15 protein-coding genes, 1 pseudogene and 1 riboswitch are annotated in these 22,014 nt (G+C 64.9%); of the genes and pseudogenes, 9 read left to right on the forward strand and 7 right to left on the reverse strand.

Annotated elements, in window-relative coordinates:
• Positions 1-27 precede the first annotated feature (27 nt).
• Positions 28-4,362 carry an alpha-(1->3)-arabinofuranosyltransferase gene (locus I7X09_RS29695; protein ID WP_200313594.1) on the forward strand — a complete coding sequence of 1,445 codons (4,335 nt, stop codon included), beginning with the start codon at positions 28-30 and terminating at the stop codon, positions 4,360-4,362.
• Between the two features lie 71 nt (positions 4,363-4,433).
• On the opposite strand, the pseudogene I7X09_RS21570 reads toward I7X09_RS29695, so the two are convergent.
• A pseudogene (locus I7X09_RS21570) lies at positions 4,434-5,435 on the reverse strand (acyltransferase family protein); the annotation flags it as partial.
• 216 nt (positions 5,436-5,651) lie between these two features.
• Here I7X09_RS21570 and I7X09_RS21575 point away from each other — a divergent pair.
• Both I7X09_RS21575 and I7X09_RS21580 read left to right on the forward strand, forming a co-directional pair.
• Positions 5,652-6,785, forward strand: a complete 1,134-nt coding sequence (locus I7X09_RS21575; RefSeq protein ID WP_095971372.1) for a DUF3068 domain-containing protein — start codon at positions 5,652-5,654, stop codon at positions 6,783-6,785.
• A gap of 170 nt (positions 6,786-6,955) precedes the next feature.
• Positions 6,956-7,912: an ABC transporter substrate-binding protein gene (locus tag I7X09_RS21580; RefSeq protein ID WP_054827952.1), complete on the forward strand. Its 957-nt coding sequence runs from the start codon at positions 6,956-6,958 to the stop codon at positions 7,910-7,912.
• Here I7X09_RS21580 and I7X09_RS21585 read toward each other — a convergent pair.
• Complete coding sequence (locus I7X09_RS21585; protein ID WP_095971373.1) at positions 7,893-9,119, reverse strand: lipopolysaccharide biosynthesis protein; 1,227 nt, start codon at positions 9,117-9,119, stop codon at positions 7,893-7,895. The two genes, I7X09_RS21580 and I7X09_RS21585, sit on opposite strands and share 20 nt — an antisense overlap.
• A gap of 33 nt (positions 9,120-9,152) precedes the next feature.
• Here I7X09_RS21585 and I7X09_RS21590 point away from each other — a divergent pair, with 33 nt between their 5' ends.
• Complete coding sequence (locus I7X09_RS21590) at positions 9,153-10,892, forward strand: hypothetical protein (protein ID WP_200313596.1); 1,740 nt, start codon at positions 9,153-9,155, stop codon at positions 10,890-10,892.
• On the opposite strand, the gene I7X09_RS21595 is transcribed toward I7X09_RS21590, so the two are convergent.
• Positions 10,839-12,053, reverse strand: coding sequence for a glycosyltransferase family 4 protein (locus tag I7X09_RS21595; protein ID WP_200313598.1), 1,215 nt, complete (start codon positions 12,051-12,053; stop codon positions 10,839-10,841). The genes I7X09_RS21590 and I7X09_RS21595 overlap by 54 nt on opposite strands.
• 173 nt (positions 12,054-12,226) lie before the next feature.
• Between I7X09_RS21595 and I7X09_RS21600 the strand changes: the two genes are divergently transcribed.
• The 5 genes from I7X09_RS21600 to I7X09_RS21620 all read left to right on the forward strand — a co-directional run bounded on the left by I7X09_RS21600 (position 12,227) and on the right by I7X09_RS21620 (position 17,837).
• A complete protein-coding gene (locus I7X09_RS21600; RefSeq protein WP_003945692.1) occupies positions 12,227-12,997 on the forward strand; it encodes a class I SAM-dependent methyltransferase in 771 nt (256 codons plus the stop codon).
• Positions 12,998-13,001: 4 nt separating this feature from the next.
• Positions 13,002-13,889 carry an ROK family protein gene (locus tag I7X09_RS21605; protein WP_200313600.1) on the forward strand — a complete coding sequence of 296 codons (888 nt, stop codon included), beginning with the start codon at positions 13,002-13,004 and terminating at the stop codon, positions 13,887-13,889.
• Between the two features lie 139 nt (positions 13,890-14,028).
• Positions 14,029-15,216, forward strand: a complete 1,188-nt coding sequence (locus I7X09_RS21610) for a phosphotransferase family protein (RefSeq protein ID WP_234036666.1) — start codon at positions 14,029-14,031, stop codon at positions 15,214-15,216.
• 1 nt (position 15,217) lies between these two features.
• Positions 15,218-16,387, forward strand: a complete 1,170-nt coding sequence (locus I7X09_RS21615) for a hypothetical protein (protein WP_166811636.1) — start codon at positions 15,218-15,220, stop codon at positions 16,385-16,387.
• 4 nt (positions 16,388-16,391) lie between these two features.
• The gene (locus I7X09_RS21620; protein ID WP_200313604.1) at positions 16,392-17,837 is read left to right on the forward strand and encodes an aldehyde dehydrogenase; all 1,446 of its coding nucleotides are present in this window, start codon (positions 16,392-16,394) and stop codon (positions 17,835-17,837) included.
• 331 nt (positions 17,838-18,168) lie between these two features.
• Here I7X09_RS21620 and I7X09_RS21625 read toward each other — a convergent pair whose 3' ends face one another.
• The 4 genes from I7X09_RS21625 to I7X09_RS21640 are packed head-to-tail and all read right to left on the reverse strand — an operon-like array spanning position 18,169 to position 21,747.
• Positions 18,169-18,870 (reverse strand): (2Fe-2S) ferredoxin domain-containing protein, encoded by a 702-nt coding sequence (locus I7X09_RS21625; protein ID WP_200313607.1) that lies wholly within the window; start codon positions 18,868-18,870, stop codon positions 18,169-18,171.
• On the reverse strand, positions 18,867-19,928 hold the full coding sequence (locus I7X09_RS21630) for an ABC transporter substrate-binding protein (RefSeq protein WP_200313609.1): 1,062 nt from the start codon (positions 19,926-19,928) through the stop codon (positions 18,867-18,869). The genes I7X09_RS21625 and I7X09_RS21630 overlap by 4 nt, the downstream gene beginning before the upstream one ends.
• Positions 19,925-20,743, reverse strand: a complete 819-nt coding sequence (locus I7X09_RS21635) for an ABC transporter ATP-binding protein (RefSeq protein WP_200313611.1) — start codon at positions 20,741-20,743, stop codon at positions 19,925-19,927. Before I7X09_RS21635 ends, I7X09_RS21630 begins: the two co-directional genes overlap by 4 nt.
• Complete coding sequence (locus I7X09_RS21640; RefSeq protein ID WP_166811698.1) at positions 20,740-21,747, reverse strand: FecCD family ABC transporter permease; 1,008 nt, start codon at positions 21,745-21,747, stop codon at positions 20,740-20,742. The genes I7X09_RS21635 and I7X09_RS21640 overlap by 4 nt, the downstream gene beginning before the upstream one ends.
• A gap of 117 nt (positions 21,748-21,864) precedes the next feature.
• Positions 21,865-22,000: riboswitch (cobalamin riboswitch) on the reverse strand.
• Positions 22,001-22,014 lie beyond the last annotated feature (14 nt).

The raw sequence follows: 22,014 nt of genomic DNA on the forward strand, positions 1-22,014 counted from the left end.
AGTTCCCGTTCTTCCGCCGACGCAGCGGTGTCTTCGGTAGACACCGCCCCGTCGGCAGAGCCCCTGTCGAAGCGGTGGCTGTTCGGCGCCTCCGTCGTAGCGTTTCTTCTCACCTTTCTGCAATCGCCGGGTCTGATCACCGCTGACACCAAGTACGACCTGACGCAGAATCCGTTCGGTTTTCTCGAACGCGCGTCGCATCAGTGGAGTAGTCAGGCCCCGCTCGGCCAGGTTCAGAACCAGGCCTACGGATATTTCTTTCCGCACGGGCCGTTCTTCGCGCTCGGCGAGTTGGCGAACGTTCCGCCGTGGATCACTCAGCGCGTCTGGTGGGCGCTGCTTCTGATCGCAGGTTTCTGGGGCATCATCCGAGTTGCCGAGGCTCTCGGTATCGGCAACCGTAGTTCGCGCGTCATCGCAGCGGTTGCCTTTGTTCTTTCTCCCCGCGTGCTGACCACTCTCGGTTCGATTTCCTCGGAAACCCTGCCGATGATGTTGGCGCCGTGGGTGTTGTTGCCGGTGGTTCTGGCCTTCGGCCCTGTGCGTGGAAAAGGAGTCCCTGGACTCCCTAACCGCTCACGGGGGTTGAGGCGGTTGGCCGCACAATCCGCGCTTGCCGTCGCCCTCATGGGTTCGATCAATGCCGTCGCCACCGCCGCAGCCTGCCTGGTCGCGATCATCTGGTGGCTCTCGCACAAACCCAACCGAACGTGGCTGACGTTCACCGCGTGGTGGGCGCTGTTCGTCGCACTCGGCACTCTCTGGTGGATCGTGCCGCTACTGCTGCTCGGCAAGATCAGCCCACCGTTCCTGGACTACATCGAGTCCGCCGGTGTCACCACTCAATGGGCGTCGCTCGCCGAGATACTGCGCGGCACGGACAGTTGGACCCCGTTCGTCTCCCCCGAACGCATTGCCGGCGCCGTTCTGGTCACCCAGCCCGCAGCAGTTGTCGCTACCGGTCTGGTTGCCGCTGCCGGCCTCGCCGGACTCTGCATGCGGTCCATGCCCGCTCGCGGCCGGCTGACGCTCATCCTGTTCGTCGGTATCACCGGTCTGGCCGCGGGGTACGTAGGTGAACTCAGCTCGCCGGTATCGGAGTCAGTGCGTCTGTTCCTCGACTCGGCGGGCGCGCCACTGCGCAACGTCCACAAGCTCGAGCCGTTGGTCCGTCTACCGCTGGTGCTCGGACTCGCACACCTGCTGGCCAAAGTGCCGCTGCCGGGATCGGTTCCACTCGCCCGATGGCGGCGTGCGTTCGCCCATCCCGAGCGCGAACCGATGGTCGCACTGACCAGCCTGATCCTCGTTGCCCTCACCCTCTCGACGGCCTTGGCCTGGACGGGAAAGCTCGCTCCCCGCGGTGCGTATCCGGACGTCCCCTCGTACTGGAACGAAGCAGCACAGTGGCTCGAGGACAACACCTCCCCCGGATCGGAAGCCGAACGTGCCCTGGTCGTCCCGGGAGCGCCCTTCGGCAGCCAGGTCTGGGGTCTGACTCGTGACGAACCGCTCCAGGCGTTGGCGAGTACGCCGTGGGCGGTGCGTGACTCGGTCCCGCTGACCCCTCCCGGCGCCATCCGAGCGCTCGATTCGGTGCAACGTCTGATCGCCGACGGACGTCCGTCGGACGGCCTCGCGCAGACCTTGCTGGGGCAGGGCATCCACTATCTGGTGATGCGCAACGACCTCGACGGCGAAACGTCGCGCTCGGCCAGGCCGATACTCGTGCACCAGGCGGTCGAAGGCTCGCCGGGGATCGAGCGCGTCGCGCATTTCGGTGAAGACGACAGCCCCGAACCGATCGAAGGGCTGGTCGCGGACAGCGACCTGCGTCCCGGTTACCCGGCCATCGAGATCTTCGAGGTCACCGCGCCTGACGGCACCCCGGCGGTCAGTGGACCGTACTCCGTCGACCTGAACCAGGTTCCGCGCGTTCAAGGCGGTCCGGAATCTGCTGTGCGCCTTCACGAAAGCGGGCTGATCCCGGGGACCGGCCCGATGATTCTCGCCGCCGACGCCGAAGCTGCCGGACTGCCGGTCGATTCGGTCACCGTCACCGACACCCCACGCGATCGGGAAACCGATTTCGGTCAGGTCGACAACCACAGTTCCGCCCTCCGGACGCCCGACGACGCACGTCGTACCTACAATCTGGTGTCCGACTACCCGGTTGCGAACACGCCTCTCGTGGAAGGCCGTTGGAGCGGCGCTTCGATCACCGTTTCCAGCGCAGCCTCCGACGCCACCCAGCTGGGCGGCACTTCACCGTCGAGCAGTCCGGCATCGACGGTCGACGGCGATCCGGCCACCGGCTGGTTCAGCAACGGAATCGAGCGTGCACTGGGCCAGTGGTTGCAGATCGACTTCGACACACCGATTTCCAGTGGCCTGCTCCATCTGACCACCAGCGCCGCGGCGATCGGCGCTCCGGTCAAATGGCTCGAGGTCTCGACACCGAACGGCAGCACGGCGGTGAAGGTGGAGCGTCCCGGTGAGCCCATCACCGTCTCGATCCCGGGCGGCAACACTCCGTGGGTACGCGTCACGGCGACTCACACCGAAAACGGATCGCCTGGAACACAGTTCGGCATCAGCGAACTCTCCGTCGAAGACTTCTCCGATCGCAGCGCGCCGAAGTCCGTCCCGATCCGTTTCGACACGGTCCTGCCGAGTACGCCGACGGGCGCATCCGTGAACGCCTGGGATTTGAGCCAGGAGTTCCCCGGCCGCAACGCGTGCGCCGACTCGACGGACCGCGTGCGGTGCAGCAATGCATTCATGGCGATACCCGAAGAGCCGAGCCGTTTCCAGCGCACGCTCACGGTGCCCGAAAACACAGTCGTTGCACCGACACTGACTGTCCGAGCGCGTCAGGGCAACGCCCTCGAAGACCTGCTTTCCGCCCCAGGCCGAATCACGGCTTCGGGTTCCAGCGACATCGGCGACACACGCGGATCTGCCTTCGCTGCCACCGACGGCGACGCACGCACCACGTGGTCGGCGCCGCAGAGCACCACCGAACCGGGCGGCCCGAAACCGACTCTGACTCTCAACCTTCCCGAACCCACCCTGGTCACCGGCCTGGACATCACACGAGGACTTGGCACCCTGCCCTCGCTGCCGACCAGCGTCGCGGTGAACCTCGGCAACGGACCGCAGGTTCGAGAGCTGCCCGACCTCGAAGACGAAACGCCTCGAACCAGTCGAGTTACCCTCTCCCCCTACGTCACCGACAAGATCGTCCTCAGCGTCACCGATTGGGAACCGGTCCTCGATCAGACGGCACTCGGCTTCGCCCAGTCGCAGCCCACCGGCCTCGCCGAGGTCGGCGTCGTCGGCGCAGACGGGACACCGATCGCCGGTTCCGGCGTGCAGGGCACAGACTCATTCGACAACCGCACCGTCACCGTCCCCTGTGGTGACGGCCCGACCATTTCGGTTGCCGGACAGCAGTTCCCTACCTCGATCACAGCGACGGCGGCCCAACTTCGCACCGGCGCACCGGTCGAGGCACGTGTGTGCGACCTGGACGCGTCGGCAACTTTGCCGGCGGGACAGCCTGAAGTAGTCGTCGAACCGGGCCCCGCATTCTCGGTCGACAATCTGAACTTGACGGCTGTCGGTCCTTCAGCCGCGCAACGGAATACACCGCTCGAATCGACCGCGTGGACGGCGAATCACCGGGAACTCACCGTCACGAACTCGTCCACCGATCAGTTGATCGTCAATCCCGAGAGCACCAGCATCGGCTGGATCGCCACGGCGCCGGACGGTTCCGAGCTGACGCCGGTGGTCGTGAACGGTTGGCAGCAGGGCTGGATCGTGCCGGCAGGCACCGCGGGAACCGTCACCATCGACTTCCCCAGCGACCGTTGGTACCGCCTCGGCATCTTCGGCGGGCTCGTGTTGCTGATCCCGCTGCTGTTCGCAGCTCTTGTCCCCACCCGCCGAGAACCCAAGCCGCTCATACCGCCCCGCCCGTGGCGCAGCGTCGCGGCAGGATGGGTGGGCGTGCTCGCGGCGGCCACCGTCATCGGCGGCGGAGTGGGAGCGGCGATCGCGGTCGTGTGCTCGATCCTCGGACTTGCCGCGCTGCGAATCTTCGGCCCGGCTCGGACCGCACGCATTCTGGTCGGCACTGCCGGCGTGGCCGCGATGATCGGCATCACGCTGCTCTCGACCGGACCGTGGCGGGCACCGGGCGGATACGTGGGCGACTCGTTCGCGATTCAGTTCTCGATGTTGGTGGCCTTGGTCGTGACCGGGTTGGCCACGTTGCCCTTTGCCGGTTCACCGATGTGGCGACGCTTCTCCCACCGCGTCACCGCGACGCGCGCCGGTTCCTCCACCAAGGCGTAACTGGCCGAGGCCACAGCGACGCTCAGGACGACCGTGAGGGCCAGAACGTAGAAGAAGCTGCCCGAGAACGGAACTATGCCGAATACGGGGAACACAGCGTTCAATACGGCCAGGTGCCAGATGAACAGGCCGTAGGACCAGCGTCCGATTGCCAGCGCCAAAGGACTGGCCAGGAACCGATGCTGCGATTGATCGCGCAGAACCAGTGGCGCGATCAACGAGAAGCTGATGATCGCACCGAGTGCAATCTTGATCGCGTACTGCCACGGCTCCGGCCGCACCAGACCTTCGGGCCCGGCCAGATCGGTGCACGAGAGAACGAAGGCGATAAAGGCAATGAGGGTCAGGAGTACCCGACGGTGCGCGAGGCGATGCACCCATGTCGACGGGCCCACTGCCAGCTCGGCCAGCACCATGCCGGCGCCGAACCACGGCAGGTAGCCCGGCAACCAGTTGTCGTGGTGGATGGCGTCCGGCGTCGGAATCGGAATGAATGCCCACGCCAGGGCCAGCACCGACACTCCGAGCAGAAGTGGTAGCCGGTACCGGGCAGTGCCGCCGCGCAACCGCACCATCAGATACGCGAACAGTGGCAACAGAACGTAGAACGCCACCTCGACCGACAGGCTCCACATCTGCGTGAGCCCCTCGGTGAGCGTCAACGGCACGAAGACCTGTGCCAACCCGAGATTCGCGAGCCACACCTGGTAGCCCCCACCGGCGCCGGGCAGGAACAGCAGGATCAGGACCACCGCCACCCAGTACGCCGGCAGGATGCGCGTCGCGCGGGAGATCCAGTACCGGACCGTCGGCTGCGGCTGCCCGATTCCGCGGGCCTTTGCCGCGTGCGGACGCCACAGCAGAAATCCGGACAAAGCAAAGAACACCGCTACGGCGAGGTCGAGACGGCCGAACGCTCGCCCGATCGCGCCGGACTGCGCTTCTCCGGTCTGGAACGCGACATGGGTGACGAGGACGCCGAGCGCCGCCAATCCACGCATACCGTCCAAAGCCGGAACGAAGCCCCGAGCCTGTGGCGGGACCGTCTGAGAGGAATTCGTGGAACTGATCATCACGGATAAGTGTGCACCCCAGGCCGATTGAGGGAAACCACCAGGGACTCACAACAAAATGCCTGGCCAATTCATGCCCTCATGCGACAAACCGGGCCGGTGGACTGTTAGTGTTCTGCCACACATGGTGTCCATCGGGGGCCCCATGCGATCTGCGCAGCTCATATTGTGCCGGTTGGGGAACCTCGAAAGACTTAACGGGTTAGGAGTCACAGCATGGCGGAACGCTCAGGGCCGAGCCGGATACTTCCTTGCATTCTGGTGGGCCTCGGTGCCTTCCTTTTGGCCATCGCCATCCTCATTCCTACCTACACGGTAGGCAAGCTGGAGAAGACGCCACTCGACCTCGAGGTGACCACCGTCGCCACAGGCACCGGTAGCGTCCTCAACTCGGCGGCCCTCCTCGCCGGTAAGGCACAGGTCGACAACAACGTGCCGATCGTCGCTCAGCGCTACGTCACCACGCAGGACCCGTCCGACGCCGACATCATCACTGTCGAAGCCGGCCAGACGGTCCGTCGTACCGACAAGCAGGGCGATACCGGGCTGCTGACCGCAACCCTGGACCGCGTCACACTCGATCGCGTCAGCTCGATGCCGACCAACGATCCGGTCGGAACCGTCCAGACCTCCAGCGACCAGCCCGCCGAAGAAGTTTCCCGCGACGGTCTGCAGTACAAGTTCCCGTTCAACACGGAACAGAAGAGCTACCCCTACTTCGACCTGAACGCTCGCGCCACGAAGGACATCGACTTCGTCGAAGAGACCGAGATCAACGGTCTGAAGGTGTACCACTTCCAGCAGACGATCGATCCCGTCGACCTGTCGAAGGTCGTCAACTCCCCCACCAACAAGCTGAGCCTGCCCGCCGACACCTGGGGCGTTCCCGGTGGCGCTACTCCGATCACGATGACGCGTTGGTACACCAACGTCCGTGACCTGTGGGTCGAGCCCAAGACCGGCGTTGTCGTCAAGGGCCAGGAACAGTTGCACCAGTACTACGGACGCAACAAGGATGCCGTCGACGTCGAGGTTCTCAAGGTCACGCTGCCCTTCGACGAAGCCACCATCGAGTACCAGGTCCAGCAGGCCCGTGACGGCATGGACAAGCTCTCGCTGTTCGGCCGCACCGTCCCGATCGTGGCAGGTGTCCTCGGTGTCATCGCACTGATCGCCGGTATCTTCCTCGGGATTCGCAGCGGCAAGGGCGGAACCCCGGCCCGCGCTGCACACGGCGGAACGAACCAGAATCCCAGCGGCCAGGGCTCGCCCGAGCCGGCTCCGGGTGAGCACGACTGGACCTCGGACGACACCCAGGTGATCCCGCGTCCGGATCTGCGCAAGGACTGATTCAGGCAGTAAGCAGAGCGCCCCTTCCACACGGAAGGGGCGCTCTGCTGCGTTTCGGGACTTTGTTGCCGGATCGGCGTACGGATTGGCGCAACGGGTCGTTCCCTCCGCGTGGTCGCGGGCCTACCGTTTTCTGGAAGTCCAGACCACCCCCGAACACGAGGAGCCACATGCCCGCATCAACAGTTCTGGGTTCGCACATCTGTGTCAGCGATCTGACGCGACGGAGATTTGTTGTCGGCAGTGCTGCATTCTCCGGGCTGTTCGCCGCCGGTTGCGCACGATCTGCCGGTACCGAGGGCGATGCAGCCGGGATGCGCACGGTCACGACCTCGCTCGGAACCTACGACATTCCGGTGACCCCGAAGCGCGTCGTCGCCATCGACTCCCGACTCGACCTCGAACCGGCCGTCGCGATGGGCCTGCCGGTCATCGCGTACAGCTTCGACGCCGCCGAACCGTGGGTTCCGGCCGATCCCACGGCGCAGGTGTTCGAGGCACCGGTCAACGTCGAGGCAATTCTCGCGCTGGAACCGGACCTGATCATCTGCACCGACATCGGTGAGGCCTCCGACATGTGGCCGCTGCAGCAGTTGAGCCAGACAGCTCCTGTGCTTCCGATGGACTTCACCCGTCCGTGGCGCGAGAACATCGATCAGTTGGCGAGTTGGCTGAATCGCACCGAGAACCCTGAGGTCCGTCAGGTCATCGGAGCGTACGAGGACAAGGCAGCCGGACTGAAGGAACGCCACGCCCAGAGCTTGGCAAGCAAGCAGATCGTGCTGCTGAACTACGTGAATCAGAAGGTCAACGGCGTCAACCGCAAGGGCATCTCCACCCAGGTGGCCGAGGACCTCGGCGTGCGACTCCAGTGGCCGGTCGAGGGACAGAAGGAGATCTCCACCGAAAACCTCGTGACTGCCCTCGACTCTGCCGACGGAATGATCGTCACCACCGCGCCCGGTGTGGATCCCGTCAGTGACGACCGTGCGATGTGGAACCGTATCCGCGCAGTACAAGGCGACAATGTCGTCTACACGGGTGGAAACATCAACTACGGATCCGTCTACACCGCGATGCGTACGCTCGACTACTTCGACGATTTGTTCACGCGTCTGGAGAACTGACGCCGCTGTGAGGTGCCGGCCCGGCGCGGTCGGCACTTCGCACCGCGGCGACGGACACCGCCAACGCCGTCGTCGACGCAACCACGACGGCGACGCCGATCAACTCTCCCGGCGTCTTCGCCCACACGAGCATGACCGTCGCCTCCACGGCCAGTCCTGCCCACGCCAGAAGGGCCACTCGCGTGCGTTCTGACGCGATTGCGGACAGCAAGGCACCCTGGAGTACCGCCAGCGCTGCACCGTGCAGGGCGAAGGCCCACAGCATCGGAGCCACGGCGGCGTATGCCTCGCCCACGAGCATCGGCACCAGCGGGCCGGCAACCGCCGCTCCCAGAACCAACACGGCGCCGATACCGACGAGCACTGCCAACGCCGAGCGAACCGCCTGCGCCGAGTGCGCCGGATTCGCCATCTTCGGGTACAGCACGACGCCCACCGCCTGTGGTAGCCAGAACGCCACCTTGGTCGCGACGGCGCCGAGTGCGTAGACACCGGCGTCGTATTCGCTGAGGACGACGCGGACGATCAGCAGGTCCAGCGAAGACAACGCGATCAGCGCGAGCTGAACCTGCGACGCCGCGAGCACGGAGACAACCCCGATTCGCACCGGACGGTCCTCGCTCACCGAGACGGTTCGGTCGACCACTCGAACTATCGCCACCAGCAACGCAGTTCCGGCCGCGCCCGCGACCAAGGCGGCGCCTGCTCCGCCGCCGAATGCCAGAACGATCACTGCCGGAAGGACTTTCATCACCCCGGCCCCGGCCAGTACGGCGCTGAGAGTGCCGAATCGGCCGTGCCCCTGCAACAAACCCTGCTCCGTGGCCAGCAGAACCAACATGGGCGCGGTCACCAAGGCCGAGAACGCCGCCACGATTCCGGTGTCGAGTAGCCATGCCATCGCCGGAGCGAGCGCCACCGCGAGAACGGCGACGATCGCGGTGCATCGATACCCCAACGACCGCAACGCATCTGTGCTCTTGCCACGCACCGCCTCGCGGGCGACCACCGTCTGCAACGCCAAAGCCGGAACCGCAAGTACCAACTGGGCGGCAAGCAGACTCGCGAACTCTCCGTAGCCGACCGGACCCAACCATCGGCTGGCCAACCATGCCAACAGGTACGACGCGACATTGGCCGTCATCGATCCCACCAAAACCATGCCGACCCCGGCCGCGGCGGCGCGATCGAGTGGTTGGCGAGGCATGGCAGTAATGATGCACCACGTATCGTGCGCGTCATGACAGTGCAAGCCGGATACCGCCGTTACCTGCCTGCGGCGTACAGCCTGGCGCTGGCACTGTTGATCCTCGGACCGCTGCTCGGCCCCGGCTACCTACTGCTGCGCGACGCCGTCAGCACGCCGCGCTCGTACCTGACCGACTCCGCCCTCGGACTCACCGACGCCGCAGCCCGCGCTGTTCCCCAGGACGCGCTGATCGCAGCGTTGAGCACCGTGATCGACGGCGGACTGGTGGTCAAGTTCATCCTGCTCGTGGCGCTTTGGCTCGCCGGTTGGGGTGCGGCGCGCATGGTCGCTGTCCTGCTGCCGACGGCCGGTCTCGGTCCACAACTGGTCGCGTCGACGGTGATGCTCTGGAACCCCTACGTGGCCGAGCGCCTGTTGCAAGGACATTGGAGCCTGCTGACCGGATATGCCGCACTGCCGTGGATCGTGTGTGCCGGAATCGGAGTTTGCCGAGCCACGCCCGGGTCCTGGTGGGCGTTGGCCGCGTCACTTGCATTCGCGGGCCTGACACCTACCGGCGCTCTGCTCGCTCTGACGGCCGCGCTGGTGGTGGTAGCCACCCCCGGAGGCCGAACCTCGGCCATGCGGCGTGTCGGCGGCGCTATCGGGCTGTTCCTCGTCGCCGCCTCGCCGTGGTTGGTCGCCACCTTCGTATCCGGAGCAGCCGGCGACGGTTCCGATCCGGCGGGAGTCGCCGCCTTTGCCGCCCGAGCGGAACCAGGCCTCGCGACACTCGGCAGCCTCGCCGGTCTCGGCGGTATCTGGAATTCGGCAGCGATACCGTCCACGCGCACAACACTCTTCGCGTTGGTCGGAACAGTTCTTCTACTTGTCGTGGTGTTTACCGGTGTGCCCGCTCTATGGCGCCGACGCCGGAACCCCGTTGTCAGTGGACTCGGCGCGCTGGCCCTGTGTGCGGTGCTCGCTCCGACCCTGGGCGCCACTCCGTGGGGGCTCGACGCCGGCCGATGGTCGGTCGAGGTGTTCACCGGCGCCGGTCTACTGCGTGACGCCCAGAAGTGGGTCGCGCTGGCCGTACCGTTCTACGCACTCGCTGCCGCCGCCGCGGTGATGTGGGCGGGCAATCGGTTCTCCCTTCCCCGCCCGGCATTCTCGATCGCCTCCGTCGTGGTGACGATCGTGGCGCTACCGGATCTGGCGTGGGGCGTCGGCGGCGCGTTGAAGCCCGTGCACTATCCCGGGTCCTGGACCGTGGTGGCCGAGCAACTACGAGACGAAACCGGTGACGTTGCAGTGCTTCCCGCTGGGATGTTCCGCGCCTTCCCCTACAGCGGTGATGCGCCGGTACTCGATCCAGCACCACGCTTCCTACCGCTCGACGTTCTGCAGACCGGCCAACTGGTGGTTGCCGGTGGTGCTGTCGGCGGTGAAGGAACCCGGGCCACCCAGGTCGAGGATCTGCTGCTTGCCGGCGGGAGTCCTACGCAGTTGGCCGATCTCGGAGTCGGATGGGTACTGATCGAACGTGAGACACCAGGCCAGCTCGGCAAGGCCACAGCGACACTCGACGGCTTGGAACAGGTCTTCGCCGACAACGATCTCGAGCTCTACCGGGTACCGGGAGATGTTGCCGCGCAGGAAGCCTCGACCGGTGCCCGAACGGCCGTCATAGTTGCGCATCTCGCCTGGATACTGATGGGTGTGATCGCGCTGATCTCAGTCGGACTGAACCAGAACCGAATTCGACTCGCGCGGCGCGGCCAGTCCTGAGACCCACCGACCGTCCTTGTGTGCGGTCAGCACCTCGAGCACTCCGGTGCCGGTCTGCTCCCAGGAGAACTCGCCCGACCACACCCGAGCTTTCTCACCGAGCACCGTACGGAGTTCGTGGTCGCGGAGCAGGGTGCCTGCAGCCTGCGTCAGATCGGCGATGTCGCCGTCGCCGGCGTGCTCGCCCCCGACCAGAAGGCCCGTCACTCCGTCGACGATCGAGTCGGTCAGACCTTTGGAACTGCGGTAACCGATCGTCGGAACACCGTGCTGCGCAGCCTCGATGACCGCCAGGCCCCACCCTTCCTTCCGTGAAGGCATGAGGTGAATCCACGACTGCGCAAGGAGTTCATGTTTACGAGCCTCGTCGACGTGACCGTAGAACGAGACGGCGTCACCGATCCCCAACTCGGCGGCCCGATCTCGCAGGTTCTGCTCCCACCAACCGCCACCGATGACGTCGAGATGGATGTCCGGAAGCGTCGGACGCAGAGCTGCGACTGCCTCGAGTGCGTCCTCGATCTGCTTGTGCGGCACCAGTCGTGAGAGAACCGAGATGGTGGGACGCTCGGCCCTGGTGATCGATCCGCCCGCGTCGACGCCGACGGGGAGCCGGTCGGCACCGTTGCGCACCACGGCAATTCGTTCGCGCTCGACACCGAGGTCCACCAATTCTTCGGCCGAAGGAAGCGACACCGTCAGATACTGGCTACGTCGATGGGTGCGCGGTGACAATCGCGATTCGACCCACCAGCCGATCCGACCGACGAGCTTGCCTGCCACCGGCCATTGTTCACGATGGCAGTGATGGACCAGAAGCGTGACCGGCGCACCGGCCACGGTCTTCGAGAAGAAAGGGATGCCGTTCTGGGTGTCGATCACCGCGTCGGGGTGAATGCCCTTGAGCGATCCGAAACCCAGACGCCCGGCGGCAATGGCAGCCAGAGCGCGGGGGTACACGCTGAAACGACCACCGGCCCGGCTGATGGTGATGCCGTCGCGAACCTCCGACGCCGGCGCCCCGGGATACGACGCCGTCCGCAGCGTCACCTTGATACCGCGCTCGGCCAACTGGGATCCGACCTGCTCGAGGTAACGCTCGCTTCCACCGCCCTGGGGATGCCCGGTATCGCGCCAGCAGAGCAACAGAACCTCGCGCACGTGCGTAACTCCCTGAGTTGGTCGGTGGCCACCCCGGTTCGGGCGATCCTGCGGGATGCCCCGCCTGACCGGCCGGTAACCCTGCCGAACACCCTAACTGTTCGAGCGTCCGTATTGCCGCGCTCCTGACGGTGTTCGTGGACCGGACGGCCCAGTGGCTAAAGTTGCTACCCGTGACCAAGCCCGCAGTGACCCGCATTTTCGGCCGACGGGCAACCCTGAAACGCTCGTTCGGCCTGCTCAGCGACTTCCGCCACGAGCAGTCCGCGCCCGATATCTTCTACGGCGCGCTCGCGCGCGACTCCGTCGAATTGATCTCGGACCTGCACGAAGGTCACACCGGACGATCCCTCGACGGTCTCACCGTCCTCGACGTGGGCGGCGGTCCGGGCTATTTCGCGGAGGTCTTTCAAGCCGCAGGTGCCCGCTACATTCCCGTCGAACCCGATCCTTCGGAGATGCACGCCGCGGGTCTGACGGTGGGCGGCGCGGTGCGTGGATCCGGTTTGGCACTGCCGTTCCTGGACTCGTCCGTGGACATCTGCTTCTCCTCCAACGTGGCCGAACACGTCAGTGAACCCTGGCTGATGGCCGAGGAAATGCTGCGAGTGACCAAGCCCGGCGGCTTGATGGTTCTCTCGTACACCCTGTGGTGGGGTCCGTTCGGTGGCCACGAAACCGGACCGTGGCACGCACTGGGCGGCGAGTACGCGGCCAAGCGGTACCTCCGCAAGACCGGACGCGAACCGAAGAACAGATTCGGGGTGTCGTTGTTCAAAGTCGGCGCCACCGACGGCTTACGCTGGGCCCGTGGAACCAGCCAGGGCACATTGCTCGCCGCGATCCCCCGCTACCACCCGTCGTGGGCGTGGTGGATGGTCCGAGTCCCCGGCCTGCGGGAGTTCCTGGTGAGCAACCTCGTCGTGGTTCTCGAAAAGCGATAGCGACATGCGCCTCGCACTCGACATCGGTGGCACCAAGATGGCTGCCGGCGTCGTGTCCGAGGACGGCCGTGTTCCCGTAGTCGACAGCGTTCCGACGCCGCAGACCGACCCGTGGGGAGCGTGTGCGGCGCTGCTCGAGCGAGTCGCCGACGGCCGAGACGTCGACGGTGTGGGCATCGCGTGCGCCGGGCCGGTGGACACCGTCGCCGGCGTCGTCGCTCCCATCAACATCTCCGAGTGGGCACAGGGATTCGAGCTGGTCGCGGGCGTCCGCAGCGTCTTTCCCGACGCCGGAACCGCCCTCGCCATGGACGGAGCCGCAGCGGCTTTGGCGGAGTTCCACCACGGCGCCGGACGCGGGACCCCGAACCTCCTGAGCCTGGTCGTCTCGACGGGAATCGGCGGCGGAATCGTTCTCGGCGGCGAGATTGCTCGGGGTCGCACGGGGAACGCCGGTCACATCGGCCACCTCGTCGTTCCAGGCTCTGCCGAACCGTGCAGCTGCGGGGGCGTCGGTTGCCTCGAGACGGTGGCCAGTGGGCCCGCCGCGGTGCGATGGGCTCGTAGCCAGGGATGGACGGGCACCACCGGCCGTCAGCTCGCCGAGAGCGCACACAGCGGGGACACGATCGCCGTGGACGCACTTCGCCGCGCCGGCACGGCACTCGGTGGTGCCATCGCCTCGGCGGCCGCCCTCCTGGATGTGGACCTCGCGGTGATCGGCGGCGGTTTCGCCCAGTCGGGTACACCGCTGTGGGAACCGATGCTCGACGCGGCTGCCCGACATGCCCGTTTGTCGTTCATCGAAGGGCTCCGGATCGTTCCCGCCGAGCTGGGTGGCACCGGAACTCTGACCGGCGCGGGCTTGCTCTCGCTCACCGCCGTTATCTGACACGCGTTCTTCCCCGATAAATCCGCAGGGAGTCCCACTAAACGGGTGCCACCTGTTCCCAATTTCTGTAACGTGTTTTAGTGTTCTGACTCACACCGTTACGGGCATTGCACGTGACGCCTAAGGGAAGGAGGTGACCGTGAGCCCAGACGCTTCCTCATCTGACGTTGCCTCGACCGCTTCTTCGACAGATGAAGCCGAGCATCACGCCCAGGTCGCCCGACCGAGCGATTCCCTCCGCGACACCGAAGACCTCCGTGAGCGACTGGAACGGTGGATGGCCGGGAAGGTGCCGAGCGGATCTTCCGTGACCGTCGCCGACGTCACCTTGCCCGCAGCCAACGGCATGTCCAGTGAAACCATTCTTTTCGACGCCACCTGGGACGGCGATCATCATCCCTTGGTCGCCCGGGTGGCGCCGACGGAATCGACCATGCCGGTGTTTCCGACGTACGACCTCGAATCCCAGTTCCGCACCATGGCTCAGGTGCGAGAGCATTCGGCGGTGCCCGTGCCTGCGGTGTACTGGTCAGAGTCCGATCCGGACGCGTTGGGTGCCCCGTTCTTCGTGATGGAACGAATCTCCGGCGACGTGCCGCCCGACGTCATGCCGTACAACTTCGGATCTTGGGTCACCGAAGCGTCCCCCGAGCAGCGAAATATCCTCCAGCAGAACTCGGTCGGCGTCCTGGCTCAATTGCACGCCATCGACAAGCCTTGTGAGCGTTTCGACTTCCTCCGACTCCCGAATTCGGGAACGACTGCACGAGAAGCATTCACGGCGCACATCGCCGAGCAGCGCGCGTACTACGAGTGGGTGGTCTCCGACGGCGTCAGATCACCGCTCATCGAACGTGCCCTCGACTGGATCGAGGAGAACAATCCCGCGGACGATTCTCCGGCGGTGCTCTGTTGGGGCGACTCGCGCATCGGCAACGTCATGTACCAGGACTTCGCGCCGGTAGCCGTACTCGACTGGGAAATGGCAACTCTCGGCCCACGAGAGATGGATCTGGGCTGGATGGCATTCCTGCACAGGTTCTTCGAGGACATCGCCGGACTGGCGAACCTACCCGGTCTTCCCGACTTCCTTCGACTGCCGGATCTCGCGCAGACCTACGCCGAGATCACCGGCCACACCCCACACGATCTGGAGTTCTACGTTACCTACGCCGCACTGCGCCAGGCGGTGATCATGTGGCGAATCCAGGCCCGCGCCATAGCTTTCGGGCAGTCGCAGCGCCCCGAAGACCCTGACGACATGATCATGCACCGCGCTTCGCTCGCCGCGATGCTCGACGGTACCTACTGGGAGAGGTTGGCCTGAGATGCTGTCACCGATGGACGACTATCCCGTTCACCAGATCGCCGAACCGATCCGTCACGTAGCCACCTCGGATCGAAACTTCTACGACCGCTACTACTTCAACTGCTACCCCACCGAATCCCCCGACGTGTTCCTCATCGTCGGACTCGGCCAGTACCCCAACCTCGGCGTCATGGACGCATTCGCAGTCCTTCGCCGCGGCGACGACCACATCGTCGCTCGCATGTCGAAGGCTCTGGGCGCCGACCGTACCGACACCACCGTCGGACCTTTGCGCATCGAAGTGCTCGAAGGACTGCAGAAGCTCCGCGTCGTCCTCGAGCCGGGCAGCGACTACGATCTCTCCTTCGACATCACCTTCGATGCCACCATCCCGGCAGCGCTCGAGCCCAAGCACTTTCGCCGCCAACTCGAACGAGTCACGTTCGACACCTCACGCTTCCTGCAGACCGGAACCTGGACCGGATCGCTCACCGTCGACGGGGAGGAACTCGCGATCGACCCCACGACATGGCGGGGAAACCGCGACCGCTCGTGGGGCGTGCGCCCGGTCGGAGAAGCCGAACCGCAAGGCAGACGCGCCGTCGACGGAATCCAGAACTTCTTCTGGATCTACGCGGTCATGCAGTTCGACGAGTTCACGATTTCGGTGATCATGCAGGAAGACGAGCAGGGCAGGCGCATCGTCGAAGAAGCCATGCGGGTGTGGCCGGACGAAGCCAGGGACAACGAATGGCTCGGCCGGCCCGAACACGAGTTGACGTTCTGCCCCGACACCCGCGACGTCACCGGAGCGATCGTCACCTTCCACCGGCCGGGCGGTGAAGTCCTCACCGTCACCTGCGAACTGTTGCTGGCCAACTACATCGGAATCGGCACCGGCTACGGACTCGAACAGGACTGGCGTCACGGAATGTGGCAGGGCGAACTCGTCGTACAGGGACTGCGCCACAAGGTCCACGAGATCGAACCGTTCCAACGCATGTTCTCCCCCGTCGACAATCTCGCGTCCTTCACGCTCACCGAAGGCGCGAACACCCATACCGGCACCGGTCTCTTCGAGGTAGCCGCCATCGGACCGCACGAGAAATACGGATTCACCAGTTTCACCGACACCGCACAGGCAGACGACGCGTATGCCCTCGCGGCGACCGACAACACCGAGGAATGAATTGATGACTGACTACGACAAGCTCTACATCGGTGGAGCATGGGTGGCCCCGGCCACCGACCAGGTACTCGAAGTGTTCTCTCCCGCAACGGAGGAGCGCGTCGGCAGCTGTCCCATCGCAGCACCGGCAGACATCGACGCGGCCGTGTCCGCAGCCCGCGCGGCGTTCGAGGGACCGTGGTCACGCACCACCCCCGCCGAGCGCGGCGCAATCCTCGCCAAGGCCGCCAAGCTGATCGAAGAGCGCAGCGCGGAGATCAACCAGCTCATCTCCAACGAGATGGGTCAGCCGCCCGCCATGGTCGGCATGATGCAGCAGACCCCGTCGATGGCGACGCTGGGCTACTACGCCGAACTGGCCGACAAGTTCGCGTGGGAAGAGAAGCGCACCGGCGCATTCGGGCAGACCAAGGTGACCCGTGAGCCCGTCGGCGTCGTCGCCGCCGTGCTGGCCTGGAACGTCCCGCTGTTCCTGGCGATCAACAAGCTGGCACCCGCACTGCTCGCCGGCTGCAACGTACTGCTCAAGCCCGCACCCGAATCCCCTCTCTCCGTCCACGTGATCGCCGAGATCTTCACCGAGGCAGGTGTTCCCGAAGGCGTCATCTCGGTACTCCCCGGCGGAGCCGAGACCGGCGAATACCTGGTCTCTCATGCGGGCATCGACAAGATCACCTTCACCGGATCCAGTGCCGTCGGCCGCAAGATCGGTGCCATCGCCGCGCAGAACCTCAAGCGCTGCTCCCTCGAACTGGGTGGCAAGTCCGCCGCGATCATCCTCGAGGACGCCGACATCGCCGCCGGAATGCCGATGCTCGTCATGTCCGGCCTGATGAACACCGGTCAGGCCTGTGTCGCTCAGACCCGAATCCTCGCTCCCCGTTCGCGTTACGACGAGGTCATCGAGGGAATGAAGACCGCGGCAGGCTTCATGACCGTCGGCGATCCGTCCGATCCCGCAGCACAACTCGGCCCGCTGATCTCCGAGAAGCAGCGCGATCGCGTCGAGGGATACATCGCCAAGGGCAAGGAAGAAGGCGCACGCGTCGTACTCGGTGGTGGACGTCCCGCCGGCCTGGACAAGGGCTGGTACGTCGAGCCGACGATCTTCGCCGACGTGGACAACTCGATGACCATCGCACGTGAGGAGATCTTCGGACCCGTTCTCTCGGTGATTCCGTACGACTCCGAGGACGAGGCCATCAAGATCGCCAACGATTCCGATTACGGCCTCGCCGGATCGGTGTGGACCACCGACATCGATCACGGACTCGAAGTTGCCGCGCAGATCCGCACGGGTACCTACGCGATCAACTGGTACGCCTTCGATCCTGGATCACCGTTCGGTGGTTACAAGAATTCCGGTATCGGTCGCGAGAACGGACCCGAGGGCCTCGAAGCCTTCTGCGAGACCAAGTCCGTACTCATGCCGCCCGGCTACGTGGGCTGACCCACCCGAGGCCAGCACCCTTTGCTGACAGTTGGCACCCGTTCCGACCTGCCGGAACGGGTGCCAACCCCATGAAATGGGTGCCAACTCCCAGCGAATCCACAGATCCACCCGGTACCGTCGAAAACGAATCAGTCATCTCACAAAGGACATTCATATGCTCACCAACGCCATCAACGCTTTCCTCGCACTCTGGGGCAGCGCCTCCGTCGGCAGCAGTGGATACCAGATCCCGCCGGGAACCCTTCCGTTCGGTTCCTGAGACAGGACAACAGAACCCGCTGAGCGCACGTCGCGCTCAGCGGGTTCTTTGCTCTCACCGACTCTGCATCTATCGGTCCAGAACGTGATCCACCAAGTGATCCTCGTGACCGGACACCAACGCGTCGGCGTCTCCGGCGTTCACATGACCGAACCACGTACCACCAGGGTTCGCGATCACCAACGGCCCAAGGTTGCACGGGCTCAGACAACCCGTTCCCGTCACCTTTGCCGACGTTCCTTTGGCCGCGGCGCTCATGGCCCGGTGCAACGGTCCCGCTCCGTACGCCATACAGCGCGGGCCCTTGCACACCAACAGATGAGTCTCGTGCGGTTCGATCACGGACCAGGCCGGACTGCGATACGACGCCGGACTGGCAGTGATCGGCTTTCCCGCCGAGTCGAGTTCGTCGATCACCTGCGCGGCCACTGCACCTTCCAAAGATTCCGATTCGTGTAGCGACACTTCCAGTTCGGCGTCGATCCGGGTTTCACGCCAGTTCGCGACCGCCTTGCTGGTCCACGTGAGCAGGTACCGATCCCTCGGAACCGCAACGGGAATCAACACGACCTTGTCCACGTCATCGGTACGCGCTCGATCGAGTTCCTCGTGAAGGCTCGGCGACGCGATGTCGAGGTACGCAACGCAAACGTCGACGTCTGTGCCCGCCTGAACAGCGTCGAGCATCCGCCGTGCAGCCGACTCGTCCAGGCCACTGACAGTCGGCCGTAATACGACGATCACCCGACGCGAGGACCGATTGTCGCTCATGCCGACGGCGCGGTTGTCCAGTCGATGCTGCTCGACGGAGCCAGCCCGAACTCTTCGATCTTCGCGCGCAACTGTTCCGCGCCGTAGATGTTGGGGAATCCGCTGGTGAACATGGCGAGCGGAAGTACGACGAAGCGGTTCTGCCTGACGGCGTCGAGGTCGCGTAGGCCTTCTCGGCTCTTGATCGCGTCGATCTTCCCCTGTACTTCGTCAGCGCTCTTCTTGTAGTCCATGATCACGATGACGTCGGGTTCGGACTTCGCTACGGTCTCCCAGCTCGCTTTGAACCAGGTGTTGTCGACATCGGCGAACACGTTGGTTCCTCCGGCCGCGTCGATGATTCCGTTGGGGGCTCCGTTGCCTCCACTGGTGTACAGATCTTCTTCACCGCTGTCGTAGATCAGTACCTTCGGCTTGTCGGCGGCATCCGGCGCCGACTCCAGACGCGCCAAACGCGAATCCAATTCGGTCTGAGCCTGGGCGGCGGTGTCCTCGGTTCCGAACAGCTTTCCGTAATTGGTCACGTCCGCACGGAGAGCATCCCACGGCCCCATCGTTCCGAGCGCGGAATCCGCGGCGGCGCTCTGCCGACAACTGTCGGAGATGACATATGCATCGATATTGTTGCTCTGCAGTGATTCCGGCGTCACGCCGGAGGCGCCCTTGAACAAGCCGCTGTAGGACCCGACCACCAGGTCCGCCTGCTTACCCAGAATCGTCTCCATCGTGATCGTTCCGTCCAGGTGTGGAACGTCGGCGATTCCGGGACCGAACATCGAGTCCATGACCGCGTCGTTGTTCGTGTTCAACACGACGGCAGCGAGGCGATCCAGACCGCCGACTCGGAGAATGGTGCCGATATTGGCCGCATTGCTTGTCGCAACAACTTTTTCGATCGGACGTTGGAAAGTGCTTTCCGTTCCGCAGTTCTCCAGAGTGACCGAAGTCTTGTCCGCGGAGTCGTCGACGGGCGCGGTTGCCGAGCATCCGGACACGGCCAACAACGCTGTTGCGGCTGCGACCGCACCGAACGACGCTCGGGTCTTGACGTGTATCAAAGTGCACTCTCCGAAAATGTGTGTTGTGGTTGAGGATTTCGTGATTCGAATACGAGGTGTGAACGGCCGGTAACCGGGTTCACGAGCGCGAATGTCTCGACGCCGAAAACAGTTGCCACGACCGAGGTCGTGAGTACGTCGGAGGGATGGCCGAACGCGTGGCCCACGCCATCCGCGAGAACGAGCACCCGATCACACACTGCTGCAGCCAAATCGAGGTCGTGCAGTGCCATGATCACCGTCCGGTCCAGCGACCGGACCAGATCGAGCAGTTCGAGTTGGTGCCGGATGTCGAGATGATTGGTCGGCTCGTCGAGGATGAGCACGCCGGCGTCCTGCGCGAGTCCCCGGGCGAGAAACACCCGCCGACGCTCCCCACCGGACAGCGTGTCCATGGAAGAGAACCGGTGCTCGATCATTCCGACCTCGCCCAGAGCACGATCAACGACGGCCTTCTCGTCCTTGCCGCCGACGCTCCAGGGCTTTGCATGTGGTGTGCGGCCCAGACTCACGTACTCGTGAACCAACAAATCGGCGGGACTCTGCTCTTCCTGCGCCACAAAGGAAATGGCTTTGGCCCGCGACCGCGCGGGCATCGCGTGCACGGAGTCGCCGCCGACACGAATGTCACCGCCGGCGATCGGCCCGAGACCGGCGAGAGCACGCAAGAACGTCGACTTGCCCGAGCCGTTCGGACCAACCACGCCGACCACTGCGCCGGCGTCAGCCGCGATGTCGACGCCTTTGACGATAGTTCGACGGTCGATGCGGACAACGACTCCGGACGCTGTCAGCGGCAGCGCTCGGGCGCTCACGAACTACCCCCGAATCGGTAGCGCCGACGGCCGAGAAGCAGGAGAAACAGCGGGGCGCCGATCACCCCGGTCACCACGCTCAGCGGGATCTCCGTCGGTCGCAGCGAGGTCCGCGCCACGACGTCGACCCATACCAGGAACGACGCGCCGATCAGTGCTGCCGCCGGCAATACCACTCGATGTCTGGCTCCGACGATCATGCGTGTGACGTGCGGAATAACCAAGCCTACGAAGGCAATCGCGCCGGACACTGCAACCATCGTGCCGACCAACGCTGCCAGCACTCCGAACAACACGTTTCGCAGGGTTCGGATGGGAATACCGAGCGAAGCGGCGACGTCCGGCCCGGCCGCCAGTGCGTCGAGCCAACCGTGCAGGGCGAACACCGCTGCCGTCAGCAGGACCACAACGATGACCGGCGCCCACAACTTGTCCCAGGAGGCCCCGGCCAAACTTCCCAGGAGCCAGAACAATACGGACTGTGCGGCCTGTGAGTCGTTGGTGCGCAGCACCAGAAAACTGGCGATCGCCGACAGGGCGGATGCGGTGACTGTCCCGGTCAGAACCAATCGCAGCGGGGTGATGCCGCCTTGCAGTGTCGCGATGGTGAAGACGAGAATCGCAGCACCCAATGCCCCGATCATCGCACCGAAGCTGAGCGCCCATACTCCGGCGCCGGCGAACAGTCCGGTGGTGATGACGGCGGTGGCACCGACACTCGCGCCGGACGACACTCCCAGCAGGTGGGGATCGGCGAGAGCGTTACGGACGAGGGTTTGCACCACCGCACCGGCGACGGCAAGACCAGCGCCGACAGCCAGACCGAGCAGTACCCGCGGTGCTCTGATTCCCCACACGATCGCAAGTTCGGAACGCGTGACGGGTGGGCCTCCGAAGCGCGAGTGCACCACGTCCACCACAGTGGACACGGGGAGCATCTCGGATCCGAATGCCAACGCGCACACAGCAGAGAGCACGGTGACGACCAGCAGAGCGGGCAGCACGATACCCGGACTGAGCCGTCCTCGAGGCGCACCGGCCTTCGGCGAAGGCAGGTGGGTAGGTGGAGACAGAGCTCCGCCAACAGCATTCATGGTGTGACCGATCCATCCTCGTGGCATGACACAACGTCAACGAGGGTGGTATCTGGCTACGGTCGACGCGTGGACGACCTCACAGTGGCGGGACCGCGCCGGAATTGCACCGACTTCCCATTACCTCGATGATGACGTCAGAACCATAACGGACCGCAGTCACCATTCGATACACCG

Source organism: Rhodococcus sp. P-2, assembly GCF_016598535.1.
GTDB lineage: Bacteria > Actinomycetota > Actinomycetes > Mycobacteriales > Mycobacteriaceae > Rhodococcus_F > Rhodococcus_F baikonurensis.

Coding starts and splice junctions, on each gene's coding strand:
- I7X09_RS21575 (WP_095971372.1), top strand. CDS start 5,652: ATGGCGGAACGCTCAGGGCCGAGCCGGATACTTCCTTGCATTCTGGTG.
- I7X09_RS21580 (WP_054827952.1), top strand. CDS start 6,956: ATGCCCGCATCAACAGTTCTGGGTTCGCACATCTGTGTCAGCGATCTG.
- I7X09_RS21585 (WP_095971373.1), bottom strand. CDS start 9,119: ATGCCTCGCCAACCACTCGATCGCGCCGCCGCGGCCGGGGTCGGCATG.
- I7X09_RS21590 (WP_200313596.1), top strand. CDS start 9,153: ATGACAGTGCAAGCCGGATACCGCCGTTACCTGCCTGCGGCGTACAGC.
- I7X09_RS21605 (WP_200313600.1), top strand. CDS start 13,002: ATGCGCCTCGCACTCGACATCGGTGGCACCAAGATGGCTGCCGGCGTC.
- I7X09_RS21615 (WP_166811636.1), top strand. CDS start 15,218: ATGCTGTCACCGATGGACGACTATCCCGTTCACCAGATCGCCGAACCG.
- I7X09_RS21620 (WP_200313604.1), top strand. CDS start 16,392: ATGACTGACTACGACAAGCTCTACATCGGTGGAGCATGGGTGGCCCCG.
- I7X09_RS21625 (WP_200313607.1), bottom strand. CDS start 18,870: ATGAGCGACAATCGGTCCTCGCGTCGGGTGATCGTCGTATTACGGCCG.